The organism is Erwinia sp. QL-Z3, assembly GCF_004551645.1.
GTDB classification, from domain to species: Bacteria; Pseudomonadota; Gammaproteobacteria; order Enterobacterales; family Enterobacteriaceae; genus Erwinia; species Erwinia billingiae.
The window spans coordinates 1,582,078-1,605,756 of record NZ_CP037950.1 but is presented as its reverse complement, the minus strand read 5'-3'; the positions used below and the strand labels follow the sequence as shown (position 1 = coordinate 1,605,756).

Annotated in this window: 18 protein-coding genes; 8 read left to right on the top strand and 10 right to left on the bottom strand. The window is 55.9% G+C overall.

Annotation, left to right across the window (positions count from 1 at the left end; genetic code table 11):
- Window positions 1-90: 90 nt before the first annotated feature.
- Window positions 91-1,491 carry a Si-specific NAD(P)(+) transhydrogenase gene (sthA, locus tag E2F51_RS08020; protein ID WP_134823170.1) on the top strand — a complete coding sequence of 467 codons (1,401 nt, stop codon included), beginning with the start codon at window positions 91-93 and terminating at the stop codon, window positions 1,489-1,491.
- Here sthA and oxyR read toward each other — a convergent pair.
- Window positions 1,474-2,391, bottom strand: a complete 918-nt coding sequence (gene oxyR, locus E2F51_RS08015; protein ID WP_013200212.1) for a DNA-binding transcriptional regulator OxyR — start codon at window positions 2,389-2,391, stop codon at window positions 1,474-1,476. The genes sthA and oxyR overlap by 18 nt on opposite strands.
- Before the next feature lie 135 nt (window positions 2,392-2,526).
- Between oxyR and E2F51_RS08010 the strand changes: the two genes are divergently transcribed.
- Entirely contained in the window at window positions 2,527-3,258 is a 732-nt protein-coding gene (locus tag E2F51_RS08010; protein WP_013200211.1) for a redoxin family protein, read from the top strand.
- Between the two features lie 141 nt (window positions 3,259-3,399).
- Here E2F51_RS08010 and argH read toward each other — a convergent pair whose 3' ends face one another.
- The 4 genes from argH to argC form a co-directional block, all read right to left on the bottom strand.
- Window positions 3,400-4,773: an argininosuccinate lyase gene (argH, locus tag E2F51_RS08005; protein WP_013200210.1), complete on the bottom strand. Its 1,374-nt coding sequence runs from the start codon at window positions 4,771-4,773 to the stop codon at window positions 3,400-3,402.
- Window positions 4,774-4,857: 84 nt separating this feature from the next.
- Window positions 4,858-6,078: an argininosuccinate synthase gene (locus E2F51_RS08000; protein WP_013200209.1), complete on the bottom strand. Its 1,221-nt coding sequence runs from the start codon at window positions 6,076-6,078 to the stop codon at window positions 4,858-4,860.
- Window positions 6,079-6,104: 26 nt separating this feature from the next.
- A complete protein-coding gene (argB, locus tag E2F51_RS07995; RefSeq protein WP_053145354.1) occupies window positions 6,105-6,881 on the bottom strand; it encodes an acetylglutamate kinase in 777 nt (258 codons plus the stop codon).
- 15 nt (window positions 6,882-6,896) lie between these two features.
- On the bottom strand, window positions 6,897-7,901 hold the full coding sequence (gene argC / locus E2F51_RS07990) for an N-acetyl-gamma-glutamyl-phosphate reductase (protein ID WP_106382061.1): 1,005 nt from the start codon (window positions 7,899-7,901) through the stop codon (window positions 6,897-6,899).
- 180 nt (window positions 7,902-8,081) lie between these two features.
- On the opposite strand from argC, the gene argE reads away from it, so the two are divergent.
- Together argE and ppc are read left to right on the top strand one after the other, a co-directional pair.
- The gene (gene argE / locus E2F51_RS07985; RefSeq protein ID WP_053145335.1) at window positions 8,082-9,233 is read left to right on the top strand and encodes an acetylornithine deacetylase; all 1,152 of its coding nucleotides are present in this window, start codon (window positions 8,082-8,084) and stop codon (window positions 9,231-9,233) included.
- 245 nt (window positions 9,234-9,478) lie between these two features.
- Window positions 9,479-12,130 (top strand): phosphoenolpyruvate carboxylase, encoded by a 2,652-nt coding sequence (gene ppc, locus E2F51_RS07980; RefSeq protein WP_134823169.1) that lies wholly within the window; start codon window positions 9,479-9,481, stop codon window positions 12,128-12,130.
- Window positions 12,131-12,230: 100 nt separating this feature from the next.
- Here the strand turns inward: ppc and metF are convergent, their stop codons facing one another.
- The 3 genes from metF to metB form a co-directional block, all read right to left on the bottom strand.
- Window positions 12,231-13,130, bottom strand: a complete 900-nt coding sequence (gene metF / locus E2F51_RS07975) for a methylenetetrahydrofolate reductase (RefSeq protein ID WP_013200204.1) — start codon at window positions 13,128-13,130, stop codon at window positions 12,231-12,233.
- A 223-nt stretch (window positions 13,131-13,353) separates the two neighbouring features.
- Window positions 13,354-15,783: a bifunctional aspartate kinase/homoserine dehydrogenase II gene (locus tag E2F51_RS07970; protein ID WP_013200203.1), complete on the bottom strand. Its 2,430-nt coding sequence runs from the start codon at window positions 15,781-15,783 to the stop codon at window positions 13,354-13,356.
- A 2-nt stretch (window positions 15,784-15,785) separates the two neighbouring features.
- Complete coding sequence (gene metB, locus E2F51_RS07965; RefSeq protein ID WP_013200202.1) at window positions 15,786-16,946, bottom strand: cystathionine gamma-synthase; 1,161 nt, start codon at window positions 16,944-16,946, stop codon at window positions 15,786-15,788.
- 286 nt (window positions 16,947-17,232) lie between these two features.
- Between metB and metJ the strand changes: the two genes are divergently transcribed.
- Window positions 17,233-17,550 (top strand): met regulon transcriptional regulator MetJ, encoded by a 318-nt coding sequence (gene metJ, locus E2F51_RS07960; protein WP_013200201.1) that lies wholly within the window; start codon window positions 17,233-17,235, stop codon window positions 17,548-17,550.
- A gap of 104 nt (window positions 17,551-17,654) precedes the next feature.
- Here metJ and E2F51_RS07955 read toward each other — a convergent pair whose 3' ends face one another.
- The gene (locus E2F51_RS07955; RefSeq protein ID WP_134823168.1) at window positions 17,655-18,656 is read right to left on the bottom strand and encodes an aldo/keto reductase; all 1,002 of its coding nucleotides are present in this window, start codon (window positions 18,654-18,656) and stop codon (window positions 17,655-17,657) included.
- 99 nt (window positions 18,657-18,755) lie between these two features.
- On the opposite strand from E2F51_RS07955, the gene E2F51_RS07950 reads away from it, so the two are divergent.
- On the top strand, window positions 18,756-19,658 hold the full coding sequence (locus E2F51_RS07950) for a LysR family transcriptional regulator (protein WP_134823167.1): 903 nt from the start codon (window positions 18,756-18,758) through the stop codon (window positions 19,656-19,658).
- An 81-nt stretch (window positions 19,659-19,739) separates the two neighbouring features.
- Here E2F51_RS07950 and rpmE read toward each other — a convergent pair whose 3' ends face one another.
- Window positions 19,740-19,955, bottom strand: a complete 216-nt coding sequence (gene rpmE / locus E2F51_RS07945) for a 50S ribosomal protein L31 (protein ID WP_013200198.1) — start codon at window positions 19,953-19,955, stop codon at window positions 19,740-19,742.
- A gap of 217 nt (window positions 19,956-20,172) precedes the next feature.
- On the opposite strand from rpmE, the gene priA reads away from it, so the two are divergent.
- Window positions 20,173-22,371 (top strand): primosomal protein N', encoded by a 2,199-nt coding sequence (gene priA / locus E2F51_RS07940; RefSeq protein WP_106382050.1) that lies wholly within the window; start codon window positions 20,173-20,175, stop codon window positions 22,369-22,371.
- 192 nt (window positions 22,372-22,563) lie between these two features.
- Window positions 22,564-23,601 carry a DNA-binding transcriptional regulator CytR gene (gene cytR / locus E2F51_RS07935; protein ID WP_013200196.1) on the top strand — a complete coding sequence of 346 codons (1,038 nt, stop codon included), beginning with the start codon at window positions 22,564-22,566 and terminating at the stop codon, window positions 23,599-23,601.
- The last annotated feature ends 78 nt before the right edge of the window (window positions 23,602-23,679 follow it).

Genomic DNA, 23,679 nt, shown 5'->3' with positions numbered 1-23,679 from the left:
ATGGCAAAAAAGTCGGTTAGAATTGGGAAGTGGTCATCGGGATGTTAGAATCTCGTTGAAAAATTGTATAAAAAAATAGGACGTATTGGTATGCAACAGTCTTATGATTACGACGCCATTGTGATTGGTTCAGGTCCTGGCGGTGAGGGAGCCGCGATGGGCCTGCTGAAACAGGGTGCCCGCATCGCCGTTATCGAGCGCTATCACAACATCGGTGGCGGCTGTACGCATTGGGGAACCATTCCATCAAAAGCACTGCGTCACGCAGTCAGCCGTATTATCGAGTTCAACCAGAACCCACTTTACAGCGATCAGACCCGTCTGTTGCGCTCCTCGTTTGCCGACATCCTTAACCACACTGAAAACGTGATTAGCCAGCAAACCCGTATGCGCCAGGGGTTCTATGAACGTAACCGCTGCGAACTGTATCAGGGTGATGCACGCTTTATCGATGCCAACACCATTGAAATTGCGTCCCACGACGGTAGCCTGGAGCGCCTGACGGCAGAGAAATTTGTCATCGCCTGCGGTTCACGCCCTTACCATCCTGCAGACGTCGACTTTACCCATCCTCGCGTTTACGACAGCGACTCCATTCTGAACCTGCACCATGAACCCGGCCACGTCATTATTTATGGCGCTGGGGTGATTGGCTGTGAGTACGCCTCAATCTTCCGTGGCCTGAACGTGAAGGTCGATTTGATTAACACTCGCGACCACCTGCTGGCGTTCCTCGATCAGGAAATTTCGGATTCGCTTTCCTACCACTTCTGGAACAGCGGCGTGGTTATTCGCCATAACGAGGAGTTCGAGAAGATTGAAGGCGTCAGTGACGGGGTGATTATGCACCTGAAGTCAGGCAAGAAAGTGAAAGCTGACTGCCTGCTTTACGCCAACGGACGTACCGGTAACACCGATTCGCTGTCGCTGGAAAATGTGGGTCTGGAAGCGGACGGCCGTGGATTGCTGAAAGTGAACAGCATGTATCAGACCGCTCAACCGCATATTTACGCGGTGGGTGATGTGATTGGCTACCCAAGTCTGGCCTCTGCGGCCTACGATCAGGGCCGTATTGCGGCACAGGCGCTGATTAAAGGTGAAGCCAATGCTCACCTGATTGAAGACATCCCTACCGGGATTTATACCATCCCTGAGATCAGCTCTGTCGGCAAAACGGAACAGCAGCTGACGGCGATGAAGGTGCCATACGAAGTCGGTCGTGCGCAGTTTAAGCATCTGGCGCGTGCGCAGATTGTCGGGATGAATGTTGGGAGCCTGAAAATTCTCTTCCACCGCGAAACCAAAGAGATCCTCGGCATCCACTGCTTCGGTGGGCGTGCGGCGGAGATCATTCATATCGGCCAGGCCATCATGGAACAGAAGAACGGCGGCAACACGATCGAGTACTTCGTGAATACCACCTTCAACTATCCCACCATGGCCGAAGCCTACCGCGTGGCGGCATTAAACGGTTTAAACCGCCTGTTTTAACGCCGGGCCCATATAGTTTTGCATATGGACCTTGATTGCCTCTGCCAGCTGCTCATAGCGGCCGCGCAGTGGCGATCCCGGGCGATAAACCAGCGCGATAGTACGCTGCGGGACAGGTTTGTAGCACGGCAGATAGCAAACCCCGTCGCGCACGCGTTCTTTCGGTACGGCTAACGCAGGTAACAGCGTAATGCCGCTGCCTGCTGCCACCATATTGCGCAACGTCTCCAGACTGGTCGCACGGAAGTGCGTATCTTCATCTGCACCTGCCTGGAAGCAGAATCCCATTGCCTGATCGCGTAAGCAGTGCCCGTCTTCCAGCATCAACAGCTTTTCACCGGCCAAATCGGACATCGGTACACGATCGCGATCGCGCCACGGGTGATCCTGATAAATCGCCAGCTTCATCGGCTCGTCAAACAACGGCACCTCAATAAAGGCTTCCGACTCTTTCACCAGCGCCAGAATGGCACAATCCAGCTTCCCGCTATCCAGCTGAGCCAGCAACTGCTGGGTCTGCGCTTCGTGCAGGTACATTTCCAGCTTAGGGAAGGTTTTATGCAGGTTGGGGACGATCTGCGGCAACAAATACGGCCCGACAGTCGGTATCAGCCCGATATGCATTGGCCCGGACATCTCTTCGCCTTGCTGGCTGGCCATCTCCTTTAGCACTTTCACTTCACGTAAAACCGTACGCGCCTGATCGACCAGCAACAGTCCAGCCTGGGTAAACAGTACCTTACGACTGGTTCGCTCGAGTAACATCACGCCAAGCTCATCTTCAAGCTTGCGGATCTGGCCGCTCAGGGTGGGTTGGCTGACATGGCAGGAATCTGCTGCACGTCGAAAATGACGATGTTCGGCCAACGCTACCAGGTATTCAAGATCACGAATATTCATTTTATCCTCCGGGCCACGATAGTCCGTGGCGATAGATAGGATAGCAATCAACGATTATCCCTATCAAGCGCAGATGGCAATAATGTCCCCCGTTCGCGAGATAAATCAATTTTTAAGAAATTACAGAGGGTATTTATGTTTGCTAGTCAGGAAGGTAAGTCAGTCCCGCAGGTCACTTTTCATACTCGTCAGGGCGATAACTGGGTAGATGTTACTACTGATGAGCTGTTCAAAGATAAAACCGTCATTCTGTTTTCGCTGCCGGGTGCCTTTACCCCAACCTGCTCTTCCAGCCATTTACCACGTTACAACGAACTGTCTGACGTCTTTAAAAAGCACGGCGTTGATAGCATTCTCTGTGTGTCGGTAAACGACACCTTTGTGATGAATGCCTGGAAAGCCGATCAGCACGCCTCGAACATTACGTTTATTCCCGATGGCAACGGTGATTTTACCCGTGGCATGGAGATGCTGGTTGAGAAAGCCGACCTTGGCTTTGGCCCACGTTCATGGCGTTACTCCATGCTGGTGCGCAACGGCGTGGTAGAAAAAATGTTCGTTGAACCCAACAAGCCGGGCGACCCGTTTGAGGTGTCTGATGCTGACACCATGCTGCGCTATCTGGCACCGGAGTTTAAGGTGCAGGAGTCCGTCTCGCTGTTCACCAAGCCAGGCTGTTCATTCTGCGCTAAGGCCAAACAGATGCTGCAGGATCGCGGTATTCAGTACGAGGAGATTGTGCTGGGCCAGGACGCGACAACCGTCAGCCTTCGCGCCGTAACGGGCCGAGCAACCGTGCCACAGGTCTTTATCGGTGGACGCCACATTGGTGGCAGCGACGATCTGGAAAAGTTTTTTGTAGCCTGAGAACCTGAGCAGAACGGGTGATGCCTGCATGACCCGTTCTCTTATGTGCCGAGAACGTATAATAAAGTCGAATCTTATTTGGCGGACCTCTGGTCCGCCTTTTTTTCGCGAGAAGGAAAACGTTTCCCGCTCTGACGCACCTCAAATCAGACGATTTTTCGCATCAGTGATCGCCAGCGACACCTGATGTGGCGAAACGCCGCCCTTCGCATTACGTTTGTCCAGGCAGGATTGCAGTGACAGGAACGGATAGACATCTTCGGCAATCACGCTGCTGTAAGCCTGCAATTCCGTCAGCGGCAGAGCTTCCAGCGCCACGCCTTTAGCAATCGCCGCAACCACAACTTCACCGACAACATGGTGAGCTTCACGGAACGGCACGCCTTTGCTGACCAGATAATCCGCCAGTTCGGTTGAGTTAGCGTAACCCTGTTCTGCCGCTTCCTGACAACGCGGACGCTTCACCTGAATACCATCCAGCACCAGCGCCGCCATATGCAGGCAGTCTGACCAGGTATCCAGCGCGTCAAACAGGCCTTCTTTATCTTCCTGCATGTCTTTGTTGTAAGCCAGCGGCAGACCTTTCAATGTCATCATCATGCCGGTCAACGCGCCCTGTACACGGCCACATTTGCCACGGATCAGCTCCAGCGCATCCGGGTTTTTCTTCTGAGGCATCAGAGAAGAACCGGAGGTCACGCGGTCGGATAGCTCAACAAAGCCCGCTTCACCGGTGTTAAAGAAGATCAGGTCTTCTGCGAAACGCGACAGATGCACCATGCCGATCGAGGCATTGGACAGCAGTTCCAGCACGTGATCGCGGTCAGACACCGTGTCCAGACTGTTACGGGTGGCGGACGCAAAGCCCAACCAGCCGGCCAGCTGCTCACGATCGATTTCGTACGCGGTTCCGGCTAATGCGCCACAGCCTAACGGGCTGACATCCAGGCGCTTCAGCGTATCCTGCAGGCGGCTTTCATCGCGCGCCAGCATTTCCACATACGCCAGGCACCAGTGCGCAAAGGTCACCGGCTGAGCGCGTTGCAGGTGGGTGTAACCCGGCATCACCGCATCCTGGTTTGCTTCCGCAGTGGCCACCAGCGCCTGCTGCAACTGGCGGGAAGCGATCAGCAATTCGCTGACCTGCGCTTTACACCACAATTTCAGATCGGTCGCCACCTGGTCATTACGGCTGCGTCCGGTATGGAGCTTTTTGCCAAGCGCGCCGACCTTCTCGATCAGGCGTCCCTCAACATAGCTGTGAATATCTTCTGCATCGCTTTCAAGGATTTGCTGCGGATTGGCACGCACCTCTTCCAGCAATACCGTCAGCGCGCTTTCCAGCTGCTGCTGCTCTTCTGCGGTCAGAACATTGACCGTCACCAGCGCTTTGGACCAGGCAACGGATCCGACAATATCCTGCTCTGCCAGACGATAGTCGAAGCGCAGCGAGTCATTAAACTGTTTGAAACGTTGATCTGCTGCCTGAGTAAACCGTCCACCCCAAAGTGCCATGTCAGTGCTCCATTAATTCGTTTGGTGAGAGTAAATTTTTAGCGGGGCGCCAGAGAGGATCTCCCTGGCGCGATTGGCCTGAACTCAGGCCTTGTTCTTTTCGTTCAGCGCACGGATGCGTGAAGAAAGGGAGAACAGACGGATGAAGCCACCCGCGTGACGGTGATCGTACACTTCATCTTCGCCGAAGGTCGCGAACTCTTCAGAATAGAGGCTGTTAGCCGATTTCTTCTGCGTTGCCGTCACGGTGCCTTTGTACAGCTGCAGCACCACTTCGCCGTTGACGTCTTCAGCCAGTGACTCAGCCGCCGCCTGGATGGATTTGCGCAGTGGCGCGAACCAGCGACCGTCGTACACCACATACGACATCTCATGGCCCAACTGCTCACGCCATTTGAAGCTGTCACGGTCCAGAACCAGCTGCTCTACGGCGCGCAGTGCGTTCACCATGATGGTGCCGCCTGGGGTTTCGTAGCAGCCGCGGGATTTGATGCCGACCAGACGGTTTTCCACGATGTCGATACGGCCAACGCCGTGTTTGGCACCGATCACGTTCAGCGCGTCCAGACACTGGAACGGACTCATCGCTTTGCCGTTAACCGCAACAACGCGGCCTTTCTCAACAGTCACAGTCACCTGCTCCGGCTGATCTGGCGCTTCCAGCGGATCGACGGTCCACACCCAGCAATCTTTATTCGGTGCATTCCATGGGCTTTCCAGCACGCCGCCTTCGGTAGAGATATGCCAGGCGTTTTCATCACGGCTGTAGATCTTTTCCAGAGAGGCGGTGGTTGGGATGTTGCGCTCTTTCAGGTAGTCCAGCAGGGCTTCACGGGAACGCAGGTTCCACTCACGCCATGGCGCAACCACTTTCAGCTGTGGTGCCAGCGCGGTATAGGTGGTTTCGAAACGCACCTGGTCGTTACCTTTACCGGTCGCACCGTGGCACAGCGCATCGGCACCCACTTTCAACGCCAGCTCAACCTGCGCTTTAGCGATGATTGGACGCGCCATCGAGGTGCCCAGCAGATAGGTGCCTTCGTACAACGCACCGGTCTGCAGCACGGGGTAAACGTATTCGCTGATGAATTCTTCACGCAGATCGACAACGTGACATTCGGACGCGCCTGACTGCAGAGCTTTCTGCTCAACGCCTTCAAGATCGCCACGTTCCTGACCGATATCAGCCACAAATGCGACCACTTCACAGCCGCCGTAGTTCTCTTTCAGCCATGGAATGATGGCGGAGGTATCCAGACCACCGGAGTAAGCCAGAACGATTTTTTTGATGCTCTTGTCTTGCATTGTCTTTTCCTTGAATCCGTTTCTGATTAAGCGAGGATCCGGGTGCCAATTGACACGCCGTTAAATAGGGTCGGCAGCTGCTCAGCATGACGCCAGCTGGCGATATCCACCGGACGGCCCAGCGTGCGGGCAGCGTCCAGGGCTGCATTGACTTTGACAATCATACCGTCGGTGATCACGCCTTCAGCAATCAACTTCTCAGCTTTGGCGGCGGTCATCTCTTCGATACGCTGTCCCTGGCCGTCGAGGATGCCACTGACATCCGACAGCAGGATTAAATCGGCACCCAGGGTGGCCGCCAATGCGGTCGCAGCCTGGTCGGCGTTGACGTTCATTAACTTACCATCCTGAGTGATGCCGATGGAACTGATCACTGGCAGGAAACCGGCGGTCAGCAGAGTATTAATTAACACCGGCGAACCTGGCGTGGCCAGACCCACGTGGCCGAGTTCTTCGTCGAAGGCTTCCACGTTAACGCTGCTGCCGTCGCCCAGGCAGAGGCCAACTGCCTCGATGCCGTGCTTTTTCGACCAGGCCAGCAGGGTTTTGTTTGCGGTTCCCGCCAGGGCGCCGGTAATAATGTCGATCTGATCCGCAGGCGTGACGCGCAGGCCATTTTTCTTTTTCACCGGCAGCGAGAGCTTGCTCATCAGCTCATCCACCAGGCAGCCACCGCCGTGCACAATCAGCAGTGGACGCTGATGCTCAGCCCGGTAGGCCACCAGCGCGCCAAACAGGCGCTCCAGCGCTTCTTCGCTATCCAGCAGCACGCCACCGAGTTTAATAATTAAAGGAGTCGTCATAATCTTCTTCACCGATTAAATAAGTGACTGCGTTTCCGGGAAGCCGAAACGAATATTCAGGCATTGCACTGCCTGCGAGGAGGCGCCTTTCAACAGGTTGTCTTCTGCCGACACGACAATCAGGTGTTCACCCTTCACCGCGAAGCCGATGTCGCAGAATGGCAGACCAACAACACCCTTAATGGACGGCACGCCTTTGTCGTAAACACGCACCAATGGCTTATCGTGATAGGCATTATGGAACGCTTCTGCCACGTCGTCAGACGTCACACCTGCTTTTAACCGGCAGGTGGTGGTTGCCAGAATACCGCGCGGGAAGTTGCCCAGATGCGGGGTGAAGATCACCGGCACACCGAGGTGCGCTTCGATTTCTGGGTGATGACGATGGGTGAAAATACCGTACGGCTGCAGGCTCACTTCACAGAAGCTGGTGCCGACCGCCGCTTTGCGCCCTGCTCCGCTCACGCCGCTGGTGGCGTTGATCACCGGCCATTGCGCATCGTTCAGCAGGCCCGCTTCGACCAGCGGCTTTAAGGCCAACTGGGCAGCGGTAGGATAGCAACCCGGCACCGCAATCAGCTGCGCTTCTTTAATTTTGTCATGCTGCCATTCGGCCAGACCATATACCGCTTTTTCCAGCCAGTCCTGATGCTGATGCGGGAAGCCGTAGTAGTCTGTGAAGAAGCTTTGATCGTTCACGCGGAAAGCAGCGGAGAGATCGAATACCACACAACCCGCGGCGAGGAACTCTGGCGCAAGGTCATGGCTGACTTCGTGGGCGGTCGCCAGAAAAACGACGTCCACTTTATCGGCATACTGCGAGGCGCTGCTCAAGGGCTGCAGCGGCATATCAAGGATGCCTTTCAGCTGCGGATGAAGATCGGAAAGTAATTTTCCTGCGTCCGGGCTTTGCGCTGAAACCGCCAAAGCGGTTATGTTCACCTGTGGATGACGATTCAGGTAAGTCGCAAGCTCTACGCCAGCATAACCACTGGCACCAACAATCAGCGTATTCAACATCAGACTGACACCTTTTTCTGGTCTCAAATTTCCGGGCTGCAGCGAATTTTCGCTGTCTTCCCACGCGAGCGGCGCTGGACGATGGAGCAATTTGTGGTTTCCATCCGCACGCCGTTAATGTATTTTTATTCACTATTAATGCATGAATATGACACTATCCTAACTCAAGGAATGGCAACAGTGAAGACAAAATTACCCCCTTTTATCGAGTTATACCGTGAGTTGATTGCCACACCGTCGATCAGCGCAACCGATATTGCCATCGATCAGAGTAATGAAACTTTAATCAATTTGCTGGCAGGCTGGTTCCGTGACCTTGGCTTCAGCGTTGAAGTGCAACCGGTGCCCGGCACGCGCCACAAATTCAATATGCTGGCCAGAACCGGAAACGGCGCGGGCGGCCTGCTGCTCGCCGGTCATACCGATACCGTCCCGTTCGACGATGGCCGCTGGACGCGCGATCCGTTCACCCTGACCGAGCATGACAACAAGCTCTACGGTCTGGGCACCGCCGACATGAAAGGCTTCTTTGCCTTTATTTTAGATACTCTGCGTGATGTTGACGTGACCAAACTGGAAAAGCCGCTCTACATCCTCGCCACCGCCGATGAAGAAACCACCATGGCCGGCGCGCAGTATTTCTCTGAAAACACCACTATCCGCCCGGACTGCGCAATTATTGGTGAGCCCACCTCACTGAAACCGGTGCGGGCTCATAAAGGCCATTTATCTCAGTCGATCCGTATTCAGGGCCAGTCGGGTCACTCAAGCGATCCGGCGCGTGGCGTCAATGCGATTGAGCTGATGCATGAGTCCATCACTCACCTGATGGGCCTGCGTAATACGCTGAAAGAGCGCTATCACCATGATGGCTTTGCCATCCCGTATCCGACCATGAACTTCGGCTACATTAACGGCGGCGATGCGCCAAACCGCATCTGTGCCTGCTGTGAGATGTATATGGATATTCGTCCGTTACCGGGCCTGTCACTGCAGGATCTGGAAGGTTTGCTGAATGATGCGCTGGCTCCGGTGAGTGAACGCTGGCCAGGCCGGGTGACGATTGGTGAATTGCATCCGCCCATTCCAGGCTACGAATGTCCGCGCAACCATCAGCTGGTGCAGGTAGTGGAGAAATTACTGGGAACCGAAACCGAAGTGGTGAACTACTGTACCGAAGCGCCGTTCATTCAGACGCTGTGCCCAACGCTGGTTTTGGGCCCGGGATCGATCGATCAGGCGCACCAACCGGACGAATATATCGACACCGCATTTATTAAACCCACCCGTGAATTGATCGCTCAGGTTGTGCAGCATTTTTGCCACCACTAAATCACATTTGGGGCAATTCACTGCTGAAACAGCGTGTTGCCCCTGATTTGTTCCGTCTTTCATGATAAGAATAACTTATCTCACTTGCCTGTAATTAAATTTCATAAATTACCGACATTTAGCCGCTGAAGCCGCCAGATTTAAGTCATTTGACGAATGGTAACGAACGTGGCTAGATAAAAGGCAAAGTTATGCCGGCAACGGTGAAATAAAGTGACAAAAACAAGAAGGGTGTCAGGGGTCATATGAACGAACAATATTCCGCAATGCGAAGTAATGTCAGTATGCTCGGCAAACTGCTCGGGGATACGATTAAGGATGCACTTGGAGAGAACATCCTTGAGCGGGTGGAAACCATCCGCAAACTCTCGAAGTCATCACGTGCGGGAAATGACGCCCACCGTAAAGAATTGCTGTCAACGCTGCAAAACCTGTCGAATGATGAGCTGCTGCCTGTTGCACGCGCCTTCAGCCAGTTTTTGAATCTGACTAACGTTGCCGAGCAGTACCATACGATTTCCCCGAAGGGTGAAGGGGCCAATCACCCGGAAATGCTGACCAAAGTGTTTGATCGCCTGAAGCAGCAACCTCATCTGACCGAAGTCTCGATCCGTGAAGCCATCGAATCGCTTTCACTGGAACTGGTGCTGACTGCACACCCGACGGAGATCACCCGTCGAACTTTGATACACAAACTGGTTGAAGTGAACAGCTGCCTGAAGCAGCTCGATCATAACGATCTTTCTGATTACGACCGATCGCAGATTATGCGCCGCCTGCGCCAGCTGGTTGCTCAGGCCTGGCATACCGATGAAATCCGTAAATACCGCCCTTCGCCGGTTGATGAAGCCAAATGGGGCTTCGCCGTGGTCGAAAACAGCCTGTGGGAAGGCGTGCCTAACTTCCTGCGCGAACTGAATGAGCAGGTTGAAGCCTCGTTCGGCGTCAAGCTGCCGGTGGATTTCGTGCCGATCAAGTTCACTTCGTGGATGGGCGGCGACCGTGACGGCAACCCCAACGTCACCGCCGATATCACCCGCCATGTGCTGCAGCTTAGCCGCTGGAAAGCCACCGACCTGTTCTTGCGTGATATCGCCGTGCTGGTGTCAGAGCTGTCGATGTCTGAATGTACGCCAGAAGTGCGTGAGCTGTGCGGTAACCCGGAAGCGCTGGAACCTTACCGCGAGATCATGAAAAACCTGCGTGGTCAGCTGATGAGCACCCAGGCCTACCTGGAACGTCGTCTGAAGGGCGAACGTCTGCCACGCCCGGCTGACCTGTTGATCTCCAACGACCAGCTGTGGGACCCGCTGTACACCTGTTATCAATCCCTGCAAGCGTGCGGCATGGGCATCATTGCCAATGGCCAGCTGCTGGATACGCTGCGCCGCGTGAAGTGCTTCGGCGTGCCTTTGGTGCGCATTGATATCCGCCAGGAAAGCACCCGCCACACTGAAGCCATTGCCGAAATCACCCGCTTCCTCGGTCTGGGCGATTATGAAAGCTGGTCAGAAGCCGACAAACAGGCGTTCCTGATCCGCGAACTGAATTCAAAACGTCCGCTGCTGCCGCGCAACTGGGAGCCAAGTGCCGATACGCGTGAGGTGCTTGAAACCTGCCGCGTCGCCGCTGAAGTGCCGAAAGGTTCGATTGCCGCTTACGTTATCTCGATGGCCAAAGTGCCGTCCGACGTGCTGGCGGTGCATTTGCTGCTGAAAGAAGCCGGCATCCCGTTCACCATGCCGGTAGCCCCGCTGTTTGAAACGCTGGATGACCTGAACAATGCCAATGACGTGATGAGCCAGCTGCTCAACATCGACTGGTATCGCGGCATCATTCAGGGCAAGCAGATGGTAATGATTGGCTACTCTGACTCGGCGAAAGATGCCGGCGTGATGGCCGCAAGCTGGGCGCAGTACGAAGCGCAGGATGCATTAATCAAAACCTGTGAGAAAGCCGGCATCGCCCTGACCTTGTTCCATGGACGCGGTGGCTCTATCGGCCGTGGCGGCGCACCTGCCCATGCGGCATTGCTGTCCCAGCCTCCGGGCAGCCTGAAGGGTGGCCTGCGCGTGACCGAACAGGGCGAGATGATCCGCTTTAAATACGGTCTGCCAGAAGTCACTATCAGCAGCCTGTCGCTGTATACCGGTGCCATTCTGGAAGCCAACCTGTTGCCACCGCCGGAGCCTAAGAAAGAGTGGTGCCGCATTATGGACCAGCTGTCTGCGGACTCTTGCGAGATGTATCGTGGCTACGTGCGTGAAAACAAAGATTTCGTGCCTTACTTCCGCTCGGCGACGCCGGAGCAGGAGCTGGGCAAGTTGCCTCTGGGTTCCCGTCCGGCCAAACGCCGTGCAAGCGGTGGCGTTGAGTCGTTGCGTGCGATTCCGTGGATCTTTGCCTGGACGCAGAACCGCCTGATGCTGCCCGCCTGGCTGGGTGCCGGTGCCGCGCTGCAAAAAGCGATGGAAGCCGGTAATCAGGATGAGCTGGAAACCATGTGTCGCGACTGGCCGTTCTTCTCAACCCGTGTCGGCATGCTGGAGATGGTGTTTTCGAAAGCTGACCTGTGGCTGGCCGAATATTACGATCAGCGCCTGGTCGAACCGTCGTTGTGGCCACTGGGCAAACAGCTGCGCGATCAGCTGGACTCAGACATCAAAGCCATCCTGACTATCGCCAACGATGCGCACCTGATGGCCGATCAGCCATGGATTGCCGAATCGATTGCCTTGCGTAACGTCTACACCGATCCGCTTAACGTTCTGCAGGCAGAACTGCTCCACCGTTCACGTCAGCAGGAAGCGAAAGGTGAACCGGTCGATCCGCACGTAGAGCAAGCGCTGATGGTCACCATTGCTGGTGTGGCTGCCGGCATGCGCAACACCGGCTAAGCCGTCGTCGGGAGGCTCAGGCCTCCCGCAATTTCTGCAGCGGGCAACGCCCATAAAAAAAGACGCCTCCAGGCGTCTTTTTTCCTTTATTTCATCCGTTTCAGACGACGGCACCGCGCGGGCGAACGCCCAGCGTGTGGCAGATAGCGTAGCTCAGCTCTGCGCGATTCAAGGTGTAGAAATGGAAATCCTTCACCCCTTCACGACTGAGGATCTTCACCATATCCATGGCGACGTTGGCGCCAACCATTTTGCGCGTTTCAGGATCGTCGTCCAGCCCTTCAAACATGCTGGTCATCCAGCCCGGCACGCGCACGTTGGTCATGGTGGCAAAACGCTGCAGCTGCTTAAAGTTTGAAACTGGCAGAATGCCCGGGACGATTTCCACATCAATGCCGGCGGTCACGCAGCGATCGCGGAAACGCAGGTAGCTTTCCACGTCGAAGAAGAACTGGGTGATGGCACGGTTGGCACCGGCATCGACCTTACGCTTAAGGTTGATCAGGTCAGCCTGCGCGCTTTTCGCTTCCGGATGGACTTCCGGATAGGCGGCAACAGAGATATCAAAATCCCCAACGTCTTTCAGCAGGCCGACCAGATCGGCACCGTACATTTCCGGCTTACCGCTGCCCGGTGGCAGGTCACCCCGCAACGCCACGATATGGCGAATACCGTTGTTCCAGTAGTCCTGGGCGATGGTGCGCAGCTCGTCGCGAGTGGCATCCACACAGGTCAGATGCGGTGCCGCTTCCAGCCCGGTGCGATCCTTAATGCCTTTGATAATGCTGTGGGTACGGTCACGTTCGCCGGAGTTGGCGCCGTAGGTCACCGACACAAATTTAGGTTTCAGGCTGCTAAGACGATCGATAGAGTTCCACAGAGTTTGTTCCATTTCACTGGTACGCGGCGGGAAAAATTCAAAAGAGACGTTAATTTGCCCGTTCAGTTCGGCCAGATTCTGGTTCAACGCGTCGCGCTGATTGGCGTGGAAAAAACTCATACCTGCTTACCTCATCGATCGCTGCAATAGAATAAAAAAACCTCGCTGAACATCCATACGTTTAGACGTCCAGACATTCAAAATGAACGAGATCGCTTATTCAGTCAACAGATAGTTGGTCAACATGCGTGACAAATTCTCACTCAAGTTGAACAGACTTCATGATGGCAGGAAAATTTTGAGGAAAATCAGGGGCCAGCGGATGCCGGCCCCGAAGGCAGGATTACAGCAGTTGTGCCAGACGGTTCAGGTCAGACTGAATGGCACCGGCGGTCACATCACGGCCAGCCCCCGGCCCACGGATAACCAGCGGATTATCACGATACCAGCGGCTTTCAATCGCGAAGACGTTATCGCACGGCAGCAGTGAAGCCAGCGGATGCTCACTGCGCACCGCTTCCACACCCACGCGGGCTTTGCCATTGGCATCGAAGCGCGCCACGTAGCGCAGCAACAGCCCCATTTCCTGAGCGGCTTCAAAACGCTGCTGCATCTGGTCGTTCAACGCCTCACCATTTTCGAAGAAGTGATCGACCGACTCGCCCTTACAGCTGTCCGGCACCAGCGATTCAACGCGAACCTGATCCGGCTCGATGTCATAACCCGCTTCACGCGCCAGGATCACCAGCTTACGCATCACGTCCTGACCGGAGAGATCCACTCGCGGATCGGGCTCGGTCAGTCCCTGCTGCCAGGCTTGATCCACCAGCTCGGTAAAAGGCACCGTGCCGTCATACTGCAAGAACAGCCAGGAGAGCGTGCCGGAGAAGATGCCGCTGAGTGACAGAATGCTGTCGCCACTTTCACGCAGATCGCGCACCGTATGGTTCACCGGCAAGCCCGCGCCGACGGTGGCGTTATACAACCACTGGCTGCCGGTCTTGGCGAACGCATCGCGGATCTGGCGATAACGATCGGTCGTTGAGGCGCCCGCCACTTTATTGGCGCTGACCACATGGAAGCCGTAGCTGGCGAAATCCAGATACTGATCGGCCAGCGTTTCGCTGGCGGTGACATCCAGTACCACCAAATCATCATACGGGTGGGCACGCATCCACAGGAACAGCGACTCTTCATCCTGCTCGACTGCTTCATCTTCGAAGAAAGCCAGCGCGCGGGAGGCGTCCAGCCCGTCATAGTTCAGCAGGCTGCGGCGGCTGTCCACCACCCCAGCCAGCAGGAATTCGAAGCCGGTGCGGGCAGAGAGGATTTCCTGCTCACGTCCGAACAACTCCAGCCAGCGTGAACCGATATTGCCTTTGCCGAACAGCACCAGGCCAATACGCTTTTCCGCACGGAACAGCGAGTGGTGCAGGCCTCTGATCAGGCTTTCGGTCGGGCCAACACGCAATACCGCGACCAGACTGATTCCGTCTTCAGACTGCCAGATAAATTCTACCGGCTGATCTTTCAACTGCTGCCAGAAACGGTGGCTGTGCAGCGGGTTACGGCAGACGCCCGCACCGACCATCGCCACCAGCGCCATGCCTTCACGCAGCTGAATGCGGCCAGGGATGCCCGCATCCTGCAGCAGATCCAGCGCGCTGCTGACCACTTCAGAGGTGTAGCACAGCTGAATAAGATTGCGGTCGGGATGCACACCGGTGGCCAGCGGACGCAGCTGCGCGCGCTTCAACAGGTGATCGATCTCTTTATGCTGAGAGGCAAAGTCGTGCTGCGAAGGCACATGGAACTCAATCAGACAGACGTCATCATGGCTGGTGACAATCCTTGCGCCCGTTCCGGAAGCCAGCACGCGCTCAATGCGGGTTGAACCCTGCTCAGGCTGATAGCTGCAACGCAGTTGCAGATCGATATCGCTGCCGGAGACGGGTTGCAGAGTACGGGTGTGCAGAACCGGCGCGGCGAGGCGCGCAAGTTCACTGGCTTCATCCAGACGAAGCAGCGGCAACAGGCAGGCATCCTTTACCTTGCGCGGATCGGCACTGTAGACGCCCGCCACGTCGCTCCAGATGGTGACGCGGGACACGCCCGCCAGCGCACCAATTTGCGTGGCTGAGTAGTCACTGCCGTTGCGACCGAGCAGCACCGTTTCACCCGCTTCATTGCGGCAGATAAAACCGGTGACCACCAGACGACGGTTGGGATGCTGGATCATCAGCTGCTGTAGCAGCGGCCAGGATTTCCCTTCGTCCACTTCCGGTTGCGCAGCACGCTCAGCACAGAGGAATTCACGCGCGTCCAGCCAACTGGACGCGATATCTTGCCGTGTCAGCACCGCAGCCATCAGCCTGGCGGACCAGATTTCGCCGTGTCCCACCACTTCGGCATAAACTGCATCGGTGATTTTGCCGTCCAGCAGCGCAGCGAGTTTTTCCAGATCGTGAATAAACTCGGCAATCATGCCGTCTGCCTGAGCAGGTGGCAGCAAGCTGGCAATCAGCTCGCTCTGATAGCGACGCAGCGCCTGCTGCACCTGGTGAGCCGATAACCGATCGCTCTGGCTTAACTTCAGCCAGCTGATCAACTGGTTGGTCGTGCTCCCCGCAGCGGAGACCACCATGATATCGCCGGGATGGCTGTATTCCGCCATGATCCCCGCCACACGCAGGTAACATTTGGCGTCCGCAAGACTGCTTCCACCAAATTTATGCAACTGACGCGTACCTGCTGCCACTGCTGACTGACTCATACTTACCTCTCGGCCGCTATCCGGAATGCATTATCCAGATCGGCGATTAAATCTTCGTGGTCTTCAATTCCAACTGACACGCGCAACAGCGTCTCAGAAATACCTGCGGCGGCACGGGCTTCAGCCGACATGCCTGCGTGGGTCATGGTTGCGGTGTGAGAAATCAGGCTTTCCACGCCACCCAGTGACTCTGCCAGCGTGAACAATTCCAGCGCTTTCAGGAAACGGCGTAAGGTCTGCTCATCGCCATCCAGCTCGAAACTGAGCATCGCGCCAAAGCCTTTTTGCTGACGAACGGCAAACTGGTGGCCCGCGTTTTCCGGCAGGGAAGGATGATACAACTTTTTGACCAACGGTTGTTGCTTCAGGTAATCAACGATGGCTAACGCATTGCGTTGTGCCGCCGCCATACGCGGTGCCAGCGTGCGCATGCCGCGCAGCAGCAGATAGCTGTCGAACGCGCTGCCGGTGGCACCAATATTGTTTGCCCACCACGCCAGCTCGGTCACCAGCGCCGGGTCTTTCGCGATCACCGCGCCCGCTACCACATCAGAGTGGCCGTTCAGGTATTTGGTGCACGAGTGCAGCACCACGTCAGCGCCGAGCGCCAGCGGGTTCTGTAAGGCCGGGCTGAGGAAGGTATTGTCCACCACGGTAATGGCACCGGCTTCCGCAGACGCTTTGCAGATGGCGGCGATATCCACCACGCGCAGCAGCGGATTGCTTGGGCTTTCGATCAGCACCAGCTTCGGCTTTTCGGCCAGCGCCGCGTTCAGTGCCGCTTCATCGCCCTGATCGACAAACTTCACGCGGTACGCACCGCGTTTGCTCAGGCTGTCGAACAGGCGATAGCTGCCGCCGTAGCAGTCGTGCGGGGCCACCAGCAGATCGCCAGGCTTCAGGAATACCGTGCACACCAGGTTAATGGCTGACATCCCGGTATTGGTCATCACCGCACCGGCACCGCCTTCCAGCTCGGCCAGCGCACGCTGAACCACATCGCGCGTCGGGTTGCCACGGCGAGAGTAGTCATGGGCGCGAGGCTCGTTGAAATCGGTAAAGTTATAGGTGCTGGAAAGGTGGATCGGCGGGACAACGCAGCCATATTGCTCGTCATCATTCAAACCGCTGCGTACTGCGATGGTTGCCTGTTTACGCGTCATGGTGCAAATATTCCTGACTGGATAATAAAGAAGAGCCCTAGCATAACAGCGTAAAGATGGACGTCAATACATCTGGACATCTAAATGTCTTTGCGTATAGATTGAGCAAACCGACAATAACCGTTAAGATTATGACGCTATAGCCGACAGAAAGTTGAGCCAATGCAGTGTGATGGTCACTAACTTCGGGCATAATTAGCCGAATTTCGGTATATACCCAACGCTCACAGGCAGGCATGCCGGGAAATAAAGGGTAATTTCAATTTAATGATGACTAAGGTAACCCATGGCTGAATGGAACGGCGAATATATCAGCCCGTACGCTGAGCACGGCAAGAAAAGCGAACAGGTTAAAAAAATCACGGTATCCATTCCGTTGAAAGTATTAAAAATTTTGACCGATGAGCGGACACGCCGTCAGGTTAATAACTTGCGTCATGCCACTAACAGCGAACTGCTTTGCGAAGCGTTTCTGCATGCTTTCACCGGCCAGCCTTTGCCAGATGATGTTGATCTGCGTAAAGAACGCAGCGATGAGATCCCGGAAGAAGCCAAAGCAATCATGCGTGAGATGGGCGTCGATCCCGATACCTGGGAATACTAGGCCCGCCTCAAGGCATAAAAAAATCCGTGAATGGATAGCATTCGCGGATTTTTTTTGGCCGTGATTTAGGGGTTCACCGCCTGTGCGGATCGCCTTTACGGCATTCAGTCACGCTCAACCAGCCCAAACTCACCGGCGTTATAACGTTCTCCCGCGATATTGCCAACGCTGAATAAGCGGTCAAGATGGCTGACATCGCCAGCCGCCAGCGCAATCTCGGTGGCTTTGCAGTTATCTTCCAGGTTGGCGATTTTACTCGCGCCAGGGATGGGTACGATGTTCTGCCCTTTCGCCAGCACCCAGGCCAGCGCGATCTGGGCGGACGTCGCGCCATAACCTGATGCCATCTCCGCCAACTGGGCGAGCAGCTTGTTGTTTTGCGCCAGGGCATCGGGCTGGAAACGCGGCAGCGTTCTGCGATAGTCGAAGGCATCAAGCGTGTCAGGATCGGGCAACTTGCCGGTCAGGAAGCCGCGTCCAAGCGGACTGTACGGCACGAAACCGATGTTCAGCTGCTGACAGGTAGCCAAAACGCCCTGTTCAACATCCCGGCTCCACAACGAGTATTCGCTCTGTAAAGCGGTGACCGGATAGACAGCCTGCGCTCTTCTCAACGTCTCGCTGGAGACTTCGGACAGGCCGATATGCTGGATTTTACCTTCGCGCACCAGATCTGCCAGCGTGCCCATCACCGCTTCAATCGGCACCGCAGGATCGGGACGGTGCTGATAAAACAGGTCCAGCGTCTCAACGTTGAGCCTTTTTAACGACGCTTCCGCCACGGCGCGGATATTCGCCGGTTGGCTGTTAACGCCTTTAATCCGTTCCCACCCTTCCCCCTGGTCAGTGATGTTAAAGCCGAATTTCGTTGCGACCTTAATCCGTCCCTGATACCCCTTCAGGGCCTCTGCCAGCAGTTCCTCGTTATTGAAAGGCCCGTAAACTTCCGCCGTATCGAGAAAATCCCCGCCCAGATCGAACGCACGGTGGAGGGTGTTGATCGCCTGCTGGCGATCGTTGTGACCGTAAGCGAAAGTCATCCCCATGCAGCCGAGGCCGATGGCCGAGACCTCAAAACCCTGACTGCCTAATGTTCTGCGCTTCATTTTCTTCTCCGGTAATTGGCGACAGAACCGTTATACTTTGCTCAGATTTATTCAACAATTGATGCCTTTTAAGCAGATTAGTGAAAAATAATCACGAATATGAAAACACGCGCCACGCTGCAGGAATTAGAGATTTTCACCGCCATCGCCCGCCATCTTAACTTTGGCAAAGCGGCGAAGGAGCGAAACGTCACGCCCTCGACGCTCAGTCACACCATGACCAATCTGGAACAGCGCATCGGCGTTCGCTTGCTGAATCGCACCACGCGCAGCGTTTCACTGACTGATGCCGGGAAAGCATTTTTACTGCGTATTGAACCGGCGATGCTGGATCTTTCGTTGGCGGGGGATGAACTGAATCACTGGCGGGTCGATCCGCGCGGCACGCTGCGGTTGAATATGCCGCGCAGCGCCGAAGCCCTGTACCTGCAGTCATTGCTACTGCCCTTTCGCCAGCAGTATCCCGATATCGCGCTGGAGGTCACGACCAGTGACAGTCTGGTGAACATTGTCGAAGGGGGATTTGATGCGGGCGTTCGTTTTGGCGAGGCCATCCCGCAGGATATGGTGGCGATCCCCTTTGGCAGAAAATTGCGGGGAGCGGTGATCGCCAGCCCGGCGTATATTGCGCTACATGGCGTCCCTAAGCACCCTCAGGAATTAATCAACTTTCCCTGTATCCAGCGACGTTTTCCCAGTGGGATGAACTACAAATGGGAATTCAGTGATGCAGGGAAACCACTGGCGGTTGCGGTGGTGGGCAGCCTGACGCTGGACAATGATTTTGTGATGGCAGACGCGGCGAGCGCGGGTGCAGGATTGGCTTTTGTGTTTAAAGAGCTGGTGCAAAACCGGTTGGATAACGGTGAGCTGGTGGAAGTGCTGGCGGATTTTGCCGCCCCGGCTGAAAGCTTCTGGCTTTACTATCCCGGCAGGAAATACACCTCAACGCCGCTGCGCTGTTTCATTGCGTGGCTGCAGGCGTTTAACCGCCAGCCCTGAGCGGAATGACAGGCATAAAAAAACCCAGCCGTAGCTGGGTTTTCATCACTTGCGAAACGGAGACCGTTTCTTTCAGGCAACTTACTTGCTGCTGCCAGGCATAGTGAAACGCTTGTTGAAGCGGTCAACACGACCACCGCTAGCAACGTCACGCTGCTTACCGGTGTAGAACGGGTGGCAGTTACCACACACGTCCAGGTTCAGGTCGTGACCCACGGTTGAGCGGGTTTTGATTTCGTTACCGCAAGAACATTTAGCAGTAACTTCAGCGTAATTAGGGTGAATACCTTTTTTCATGGGAAACCTCAGTTAAGGCCGTGTCGCTCTCCCGTGCCAGGATTATTCCTGCACCGGCACCACACGCGGATTAATAATAACAGGTGTTTTGATACCAATAATGCCGTATCAACGGCGGCAAACTATACAGAAAGGTAACGTCTGCTGCAATCGAATCCGCACATTACGGAAGACACAGTGTACACTATCTCGCTCATAATTTCATCCGGATGATTTCATGCCCGTTGTTCAGGTCGCGCTACCCGTCCCGCTTGCCCGCAATTTTGACTATGCGTTACCCGCTCATCTGCCGTTACCGGTAGCCGGCGCGCGCGTCAGCGTGCCTTTTGGCAAGCGCAAGGCGATTGGCGTGGTGGTCGGCACGTCTGAAACCAGCGATTTCCCGTTGGATCAGCTAAAAGCCGTGCATGAAGTGTTGGACGAGGCGTCACTCTATCCGCCGTCGCTGTGGCGCATTCTGCTGTGGGCCGCCGACTATTATCACTATCCGCTGGGCGAAGTGCTGTTTCACGCCATGCCGGTGCTGCTGCGACAGGGGAAACCCGCGCAGGACGCGCCGATCTATCAATGGTTCCTCAGCGAGTCAGGGAAAGAAACGGCCCCGGAAAGCCTGAAGCGTGCGCCGAAGCAGCAGCAGGCGCTCGCCGCGCTGCGTCAGCGCCCGCTCTATCGCCACGAAGTCAGCCAGCACGATATTACCGACGCCACGCTGCAGGCGCTGCGGGCGAAAGGCCTGTGCGATCTGCGCGCGCAGCCACGGGCTCAGCAGGACTGGCGCACCGACTATGCGGTGAAAGGCGAGCGGTTAAGGTTGAATACCGAACAGGCCACCGCCGTGGGCGCGATCCGCAGCGAAGACGATCATTTTGCCGCCTGGCTGCTGGCCGGGATCACCGGTTCCGGTAAAACAGAAGTCTATCTCAGCGTGCTGGAGAATGTGCTGGCGAACGGCGGTCAGGCGCTGGTACTGGTGCCTGAAATCGGGCTGACGCCGCAAACCATCGCCCGCTTTCGGGAAAGATTTAACGCACCGGTCGACGTGCTGCACTCCGCCCTGAACGACGGCGAACGCCTGGCCGTCTGGCTGCGCGCCCGTCAGGGTGAAACGGCGATTGTTATCGGCACGCGCTCTGCGCTGTTCACGCCCTTCGCACGGCTTGGGGTGATCATCATTGATGAAGAGCACGACAGCTCCTATAAGCAGCAGGAAGGCTGGCGTTATCAGGCTCGCGATCTGGCCGTGTTCCGCGCACGACAGGAAGATATTCCGATTGTGATGGGCACCGCGACGCCCGCGCTGGAAACGCTGCACAACGTGCAGATGGGCAAATACCGCCAGCTCAACCTCAACAAACGTGCCGGTAACGCCCGACAGGCGACGCAACAGCTGATCGACCTGAAAGGGGTGAAATTGCAGGGCGGACTGTCGCCGATGCTGATCAAAAAAATCAGTCAGCACCTCAAAGCGGACAATCAGGTGCTGTTGTTCCTGAACCGTCGCGGTTTCTCTCCCGCCATGCTGTGCCATGAATGCGGCTGGATTGCCGAGTGTCAGCGTTGCGATCGCTACTACACGCTGCACCAGCACCATCGCCAGCTGCGCTGCCACCATTGCGACAGCCAGCGTCCGGTGCCCCATCAATGCCCGCAGTGCGGATCGACCAACCTGGTGCCGGTCGGGCTGGGAACCGAGCAGCTCGAACACAATCTCAGCGAGCAGTTCCCTGACGTTCCGCTGTCGCGCATCGATCGTGATACCACCAGCCGCAAAGGGGCGCTGGAACAGCATCTGGCGGATGTGCATCGGGGCGGCGCGCGCATTCTGGTCGGCACGCAGATGCTGGCCAAAGGTCACCACTTCCCGGATGTGACGCTGGTGTCGTTGCTGGATGTGGATGGCGCGCTGTTTTCCGCCGACTTCCGTTCAGCCGAGCGCTTCGCCCAGCTTTACACTCAGGTGGCCGGACGCGCAGGCCGTGCGGGTAAGCAAGGAGAAGTGATGCTGCAGACGCACCATCCTGAGCACCCGCTGCTGCAAACCTTGCTGCATCAGGGCTACGATGCCTTTGCCCAGCAGGCGCTGGTCGAGCGCAAAACCGTGTTCCTGCCGCCGTTTACCAGCCATGCGCTGTTCCGCTCCGAAGACCATGATAATCAGCAGTCTGCGCTGTTCTTACAGCAGCTGCGTAATTTGCTGGAAGCCAGCCCGTTAAAAGATGAGGCGTTTTGGGTGATGGGGCCGGTTCCGGCACTGCAACCTAAGCGCGGTGGCCGCTTCCGTTGGCAGTTACTGTTACAGCATCCGTCACGCGCCGTATTACAGCGGTTAATTAAAAATTCACTGCCGCTGATTGGCACCTTGCCGCAGGCGCGAAAAGTGAAATGGACGCTGGATGTGGATCCTACAGAAGGCTAAATCGCCTTACGGGTGCGAGTAACATCGAAAAAAGTCGCACAAGTCACAATTTTTATGCAAATTAAGTAACAGCCTGTCGCCGCATCTGATAAACATGAGTGTCTGGCCTGCAAAATGACCTCTCGCGGCTACTTATAATTAGAATCGTCCCCAAGTGTCAGGTCAGCTCAGGCTGGCGTGAGGAGAAAAGCGTTGGAGCACAATCAAGAGACAACAGGCGCGACCATGAAGGACGTGGCTGAAGAAGCAGGCGTATCAACGGCGACCGTTTCGCGCGCCCTGATGAACCCGGAAAAGGTCTCTGCCGCCACGCGCAAAAAAGTCGAAAAAGCGGTGCTTGCCGTTGGTTACTCCCCTCACGCGATGGCCCGCAGTGCCAAACGCAGCGAATCCCGCACGATCCTGGTGATCGTGCCTGACATCTGCGATCCCTTCTTCAGTGAGATGATCCGCGGCATTGAAGTGGTCGCGGCCGATCAGGGCTATCTGGTACTGATCGGCGACTGCGCTCATCAGAACAAGCAGGAAAAATCCTTTCTCAACCTGGTGATGACCCGTCAAATCGATGGCATGGTGCTGTTGGGTTCACAGGTGCCTTTCGACACCGGGATTGAAGAGCAGCGCAATCTTCCGCCGATGGTGATGGCCAATGAATTTGCGCCTGAGCTTGAGCTGCCAACCGTGCATATCGATAACCTGACCGCGGCCTTCGAAGCGGTTAATCATCTGCTAAAACTCGGCCACAGTCGCATTGCCTGTATTGCCGGTCCGCAGGATATGCCGCTGTGCCAGTATCGTCTGCAGGGCTACATCCAGGCGTTACGCCGCAATGGCCTGGCGGTCGATCCACACTACATTGTGCGCGGCGACTTTACCTTCGATGCCGGTTCGCGGGCGATGAAACATCTGATGACGCTGCCAAAGCCGCCGGACGCGCTGTTCTGTCACAGTGACATCATGGCGCTTGGCGCGATGTCGCAGGCCAAAATCATGGGGTTACGCGTGCCTCAGGATTTATCGCTGATTGGCTTCGATGACATCGAACTGTCCCGTTACAGCGACCCGCAACTGACCACCGTGGCCCAGCCGAGGTTTAATATCGGTCGGGAAGCGATGTTGCTGTTACTCGAACAGCTGCAGGGCAAAACCGTTAACAGCGGTTCCCGCCTGTTAGATTTTGAACTGAAAATTCGCGGCAGTACCGCGCCTTCCCTCCGGGAAAAAGTCTGAAAAGCTCACTATTTCCGTCACCACAGACGCAAAAACAAGATTCAGTGGATTCTTACAGGGATCCCCGCTGGTCAAACT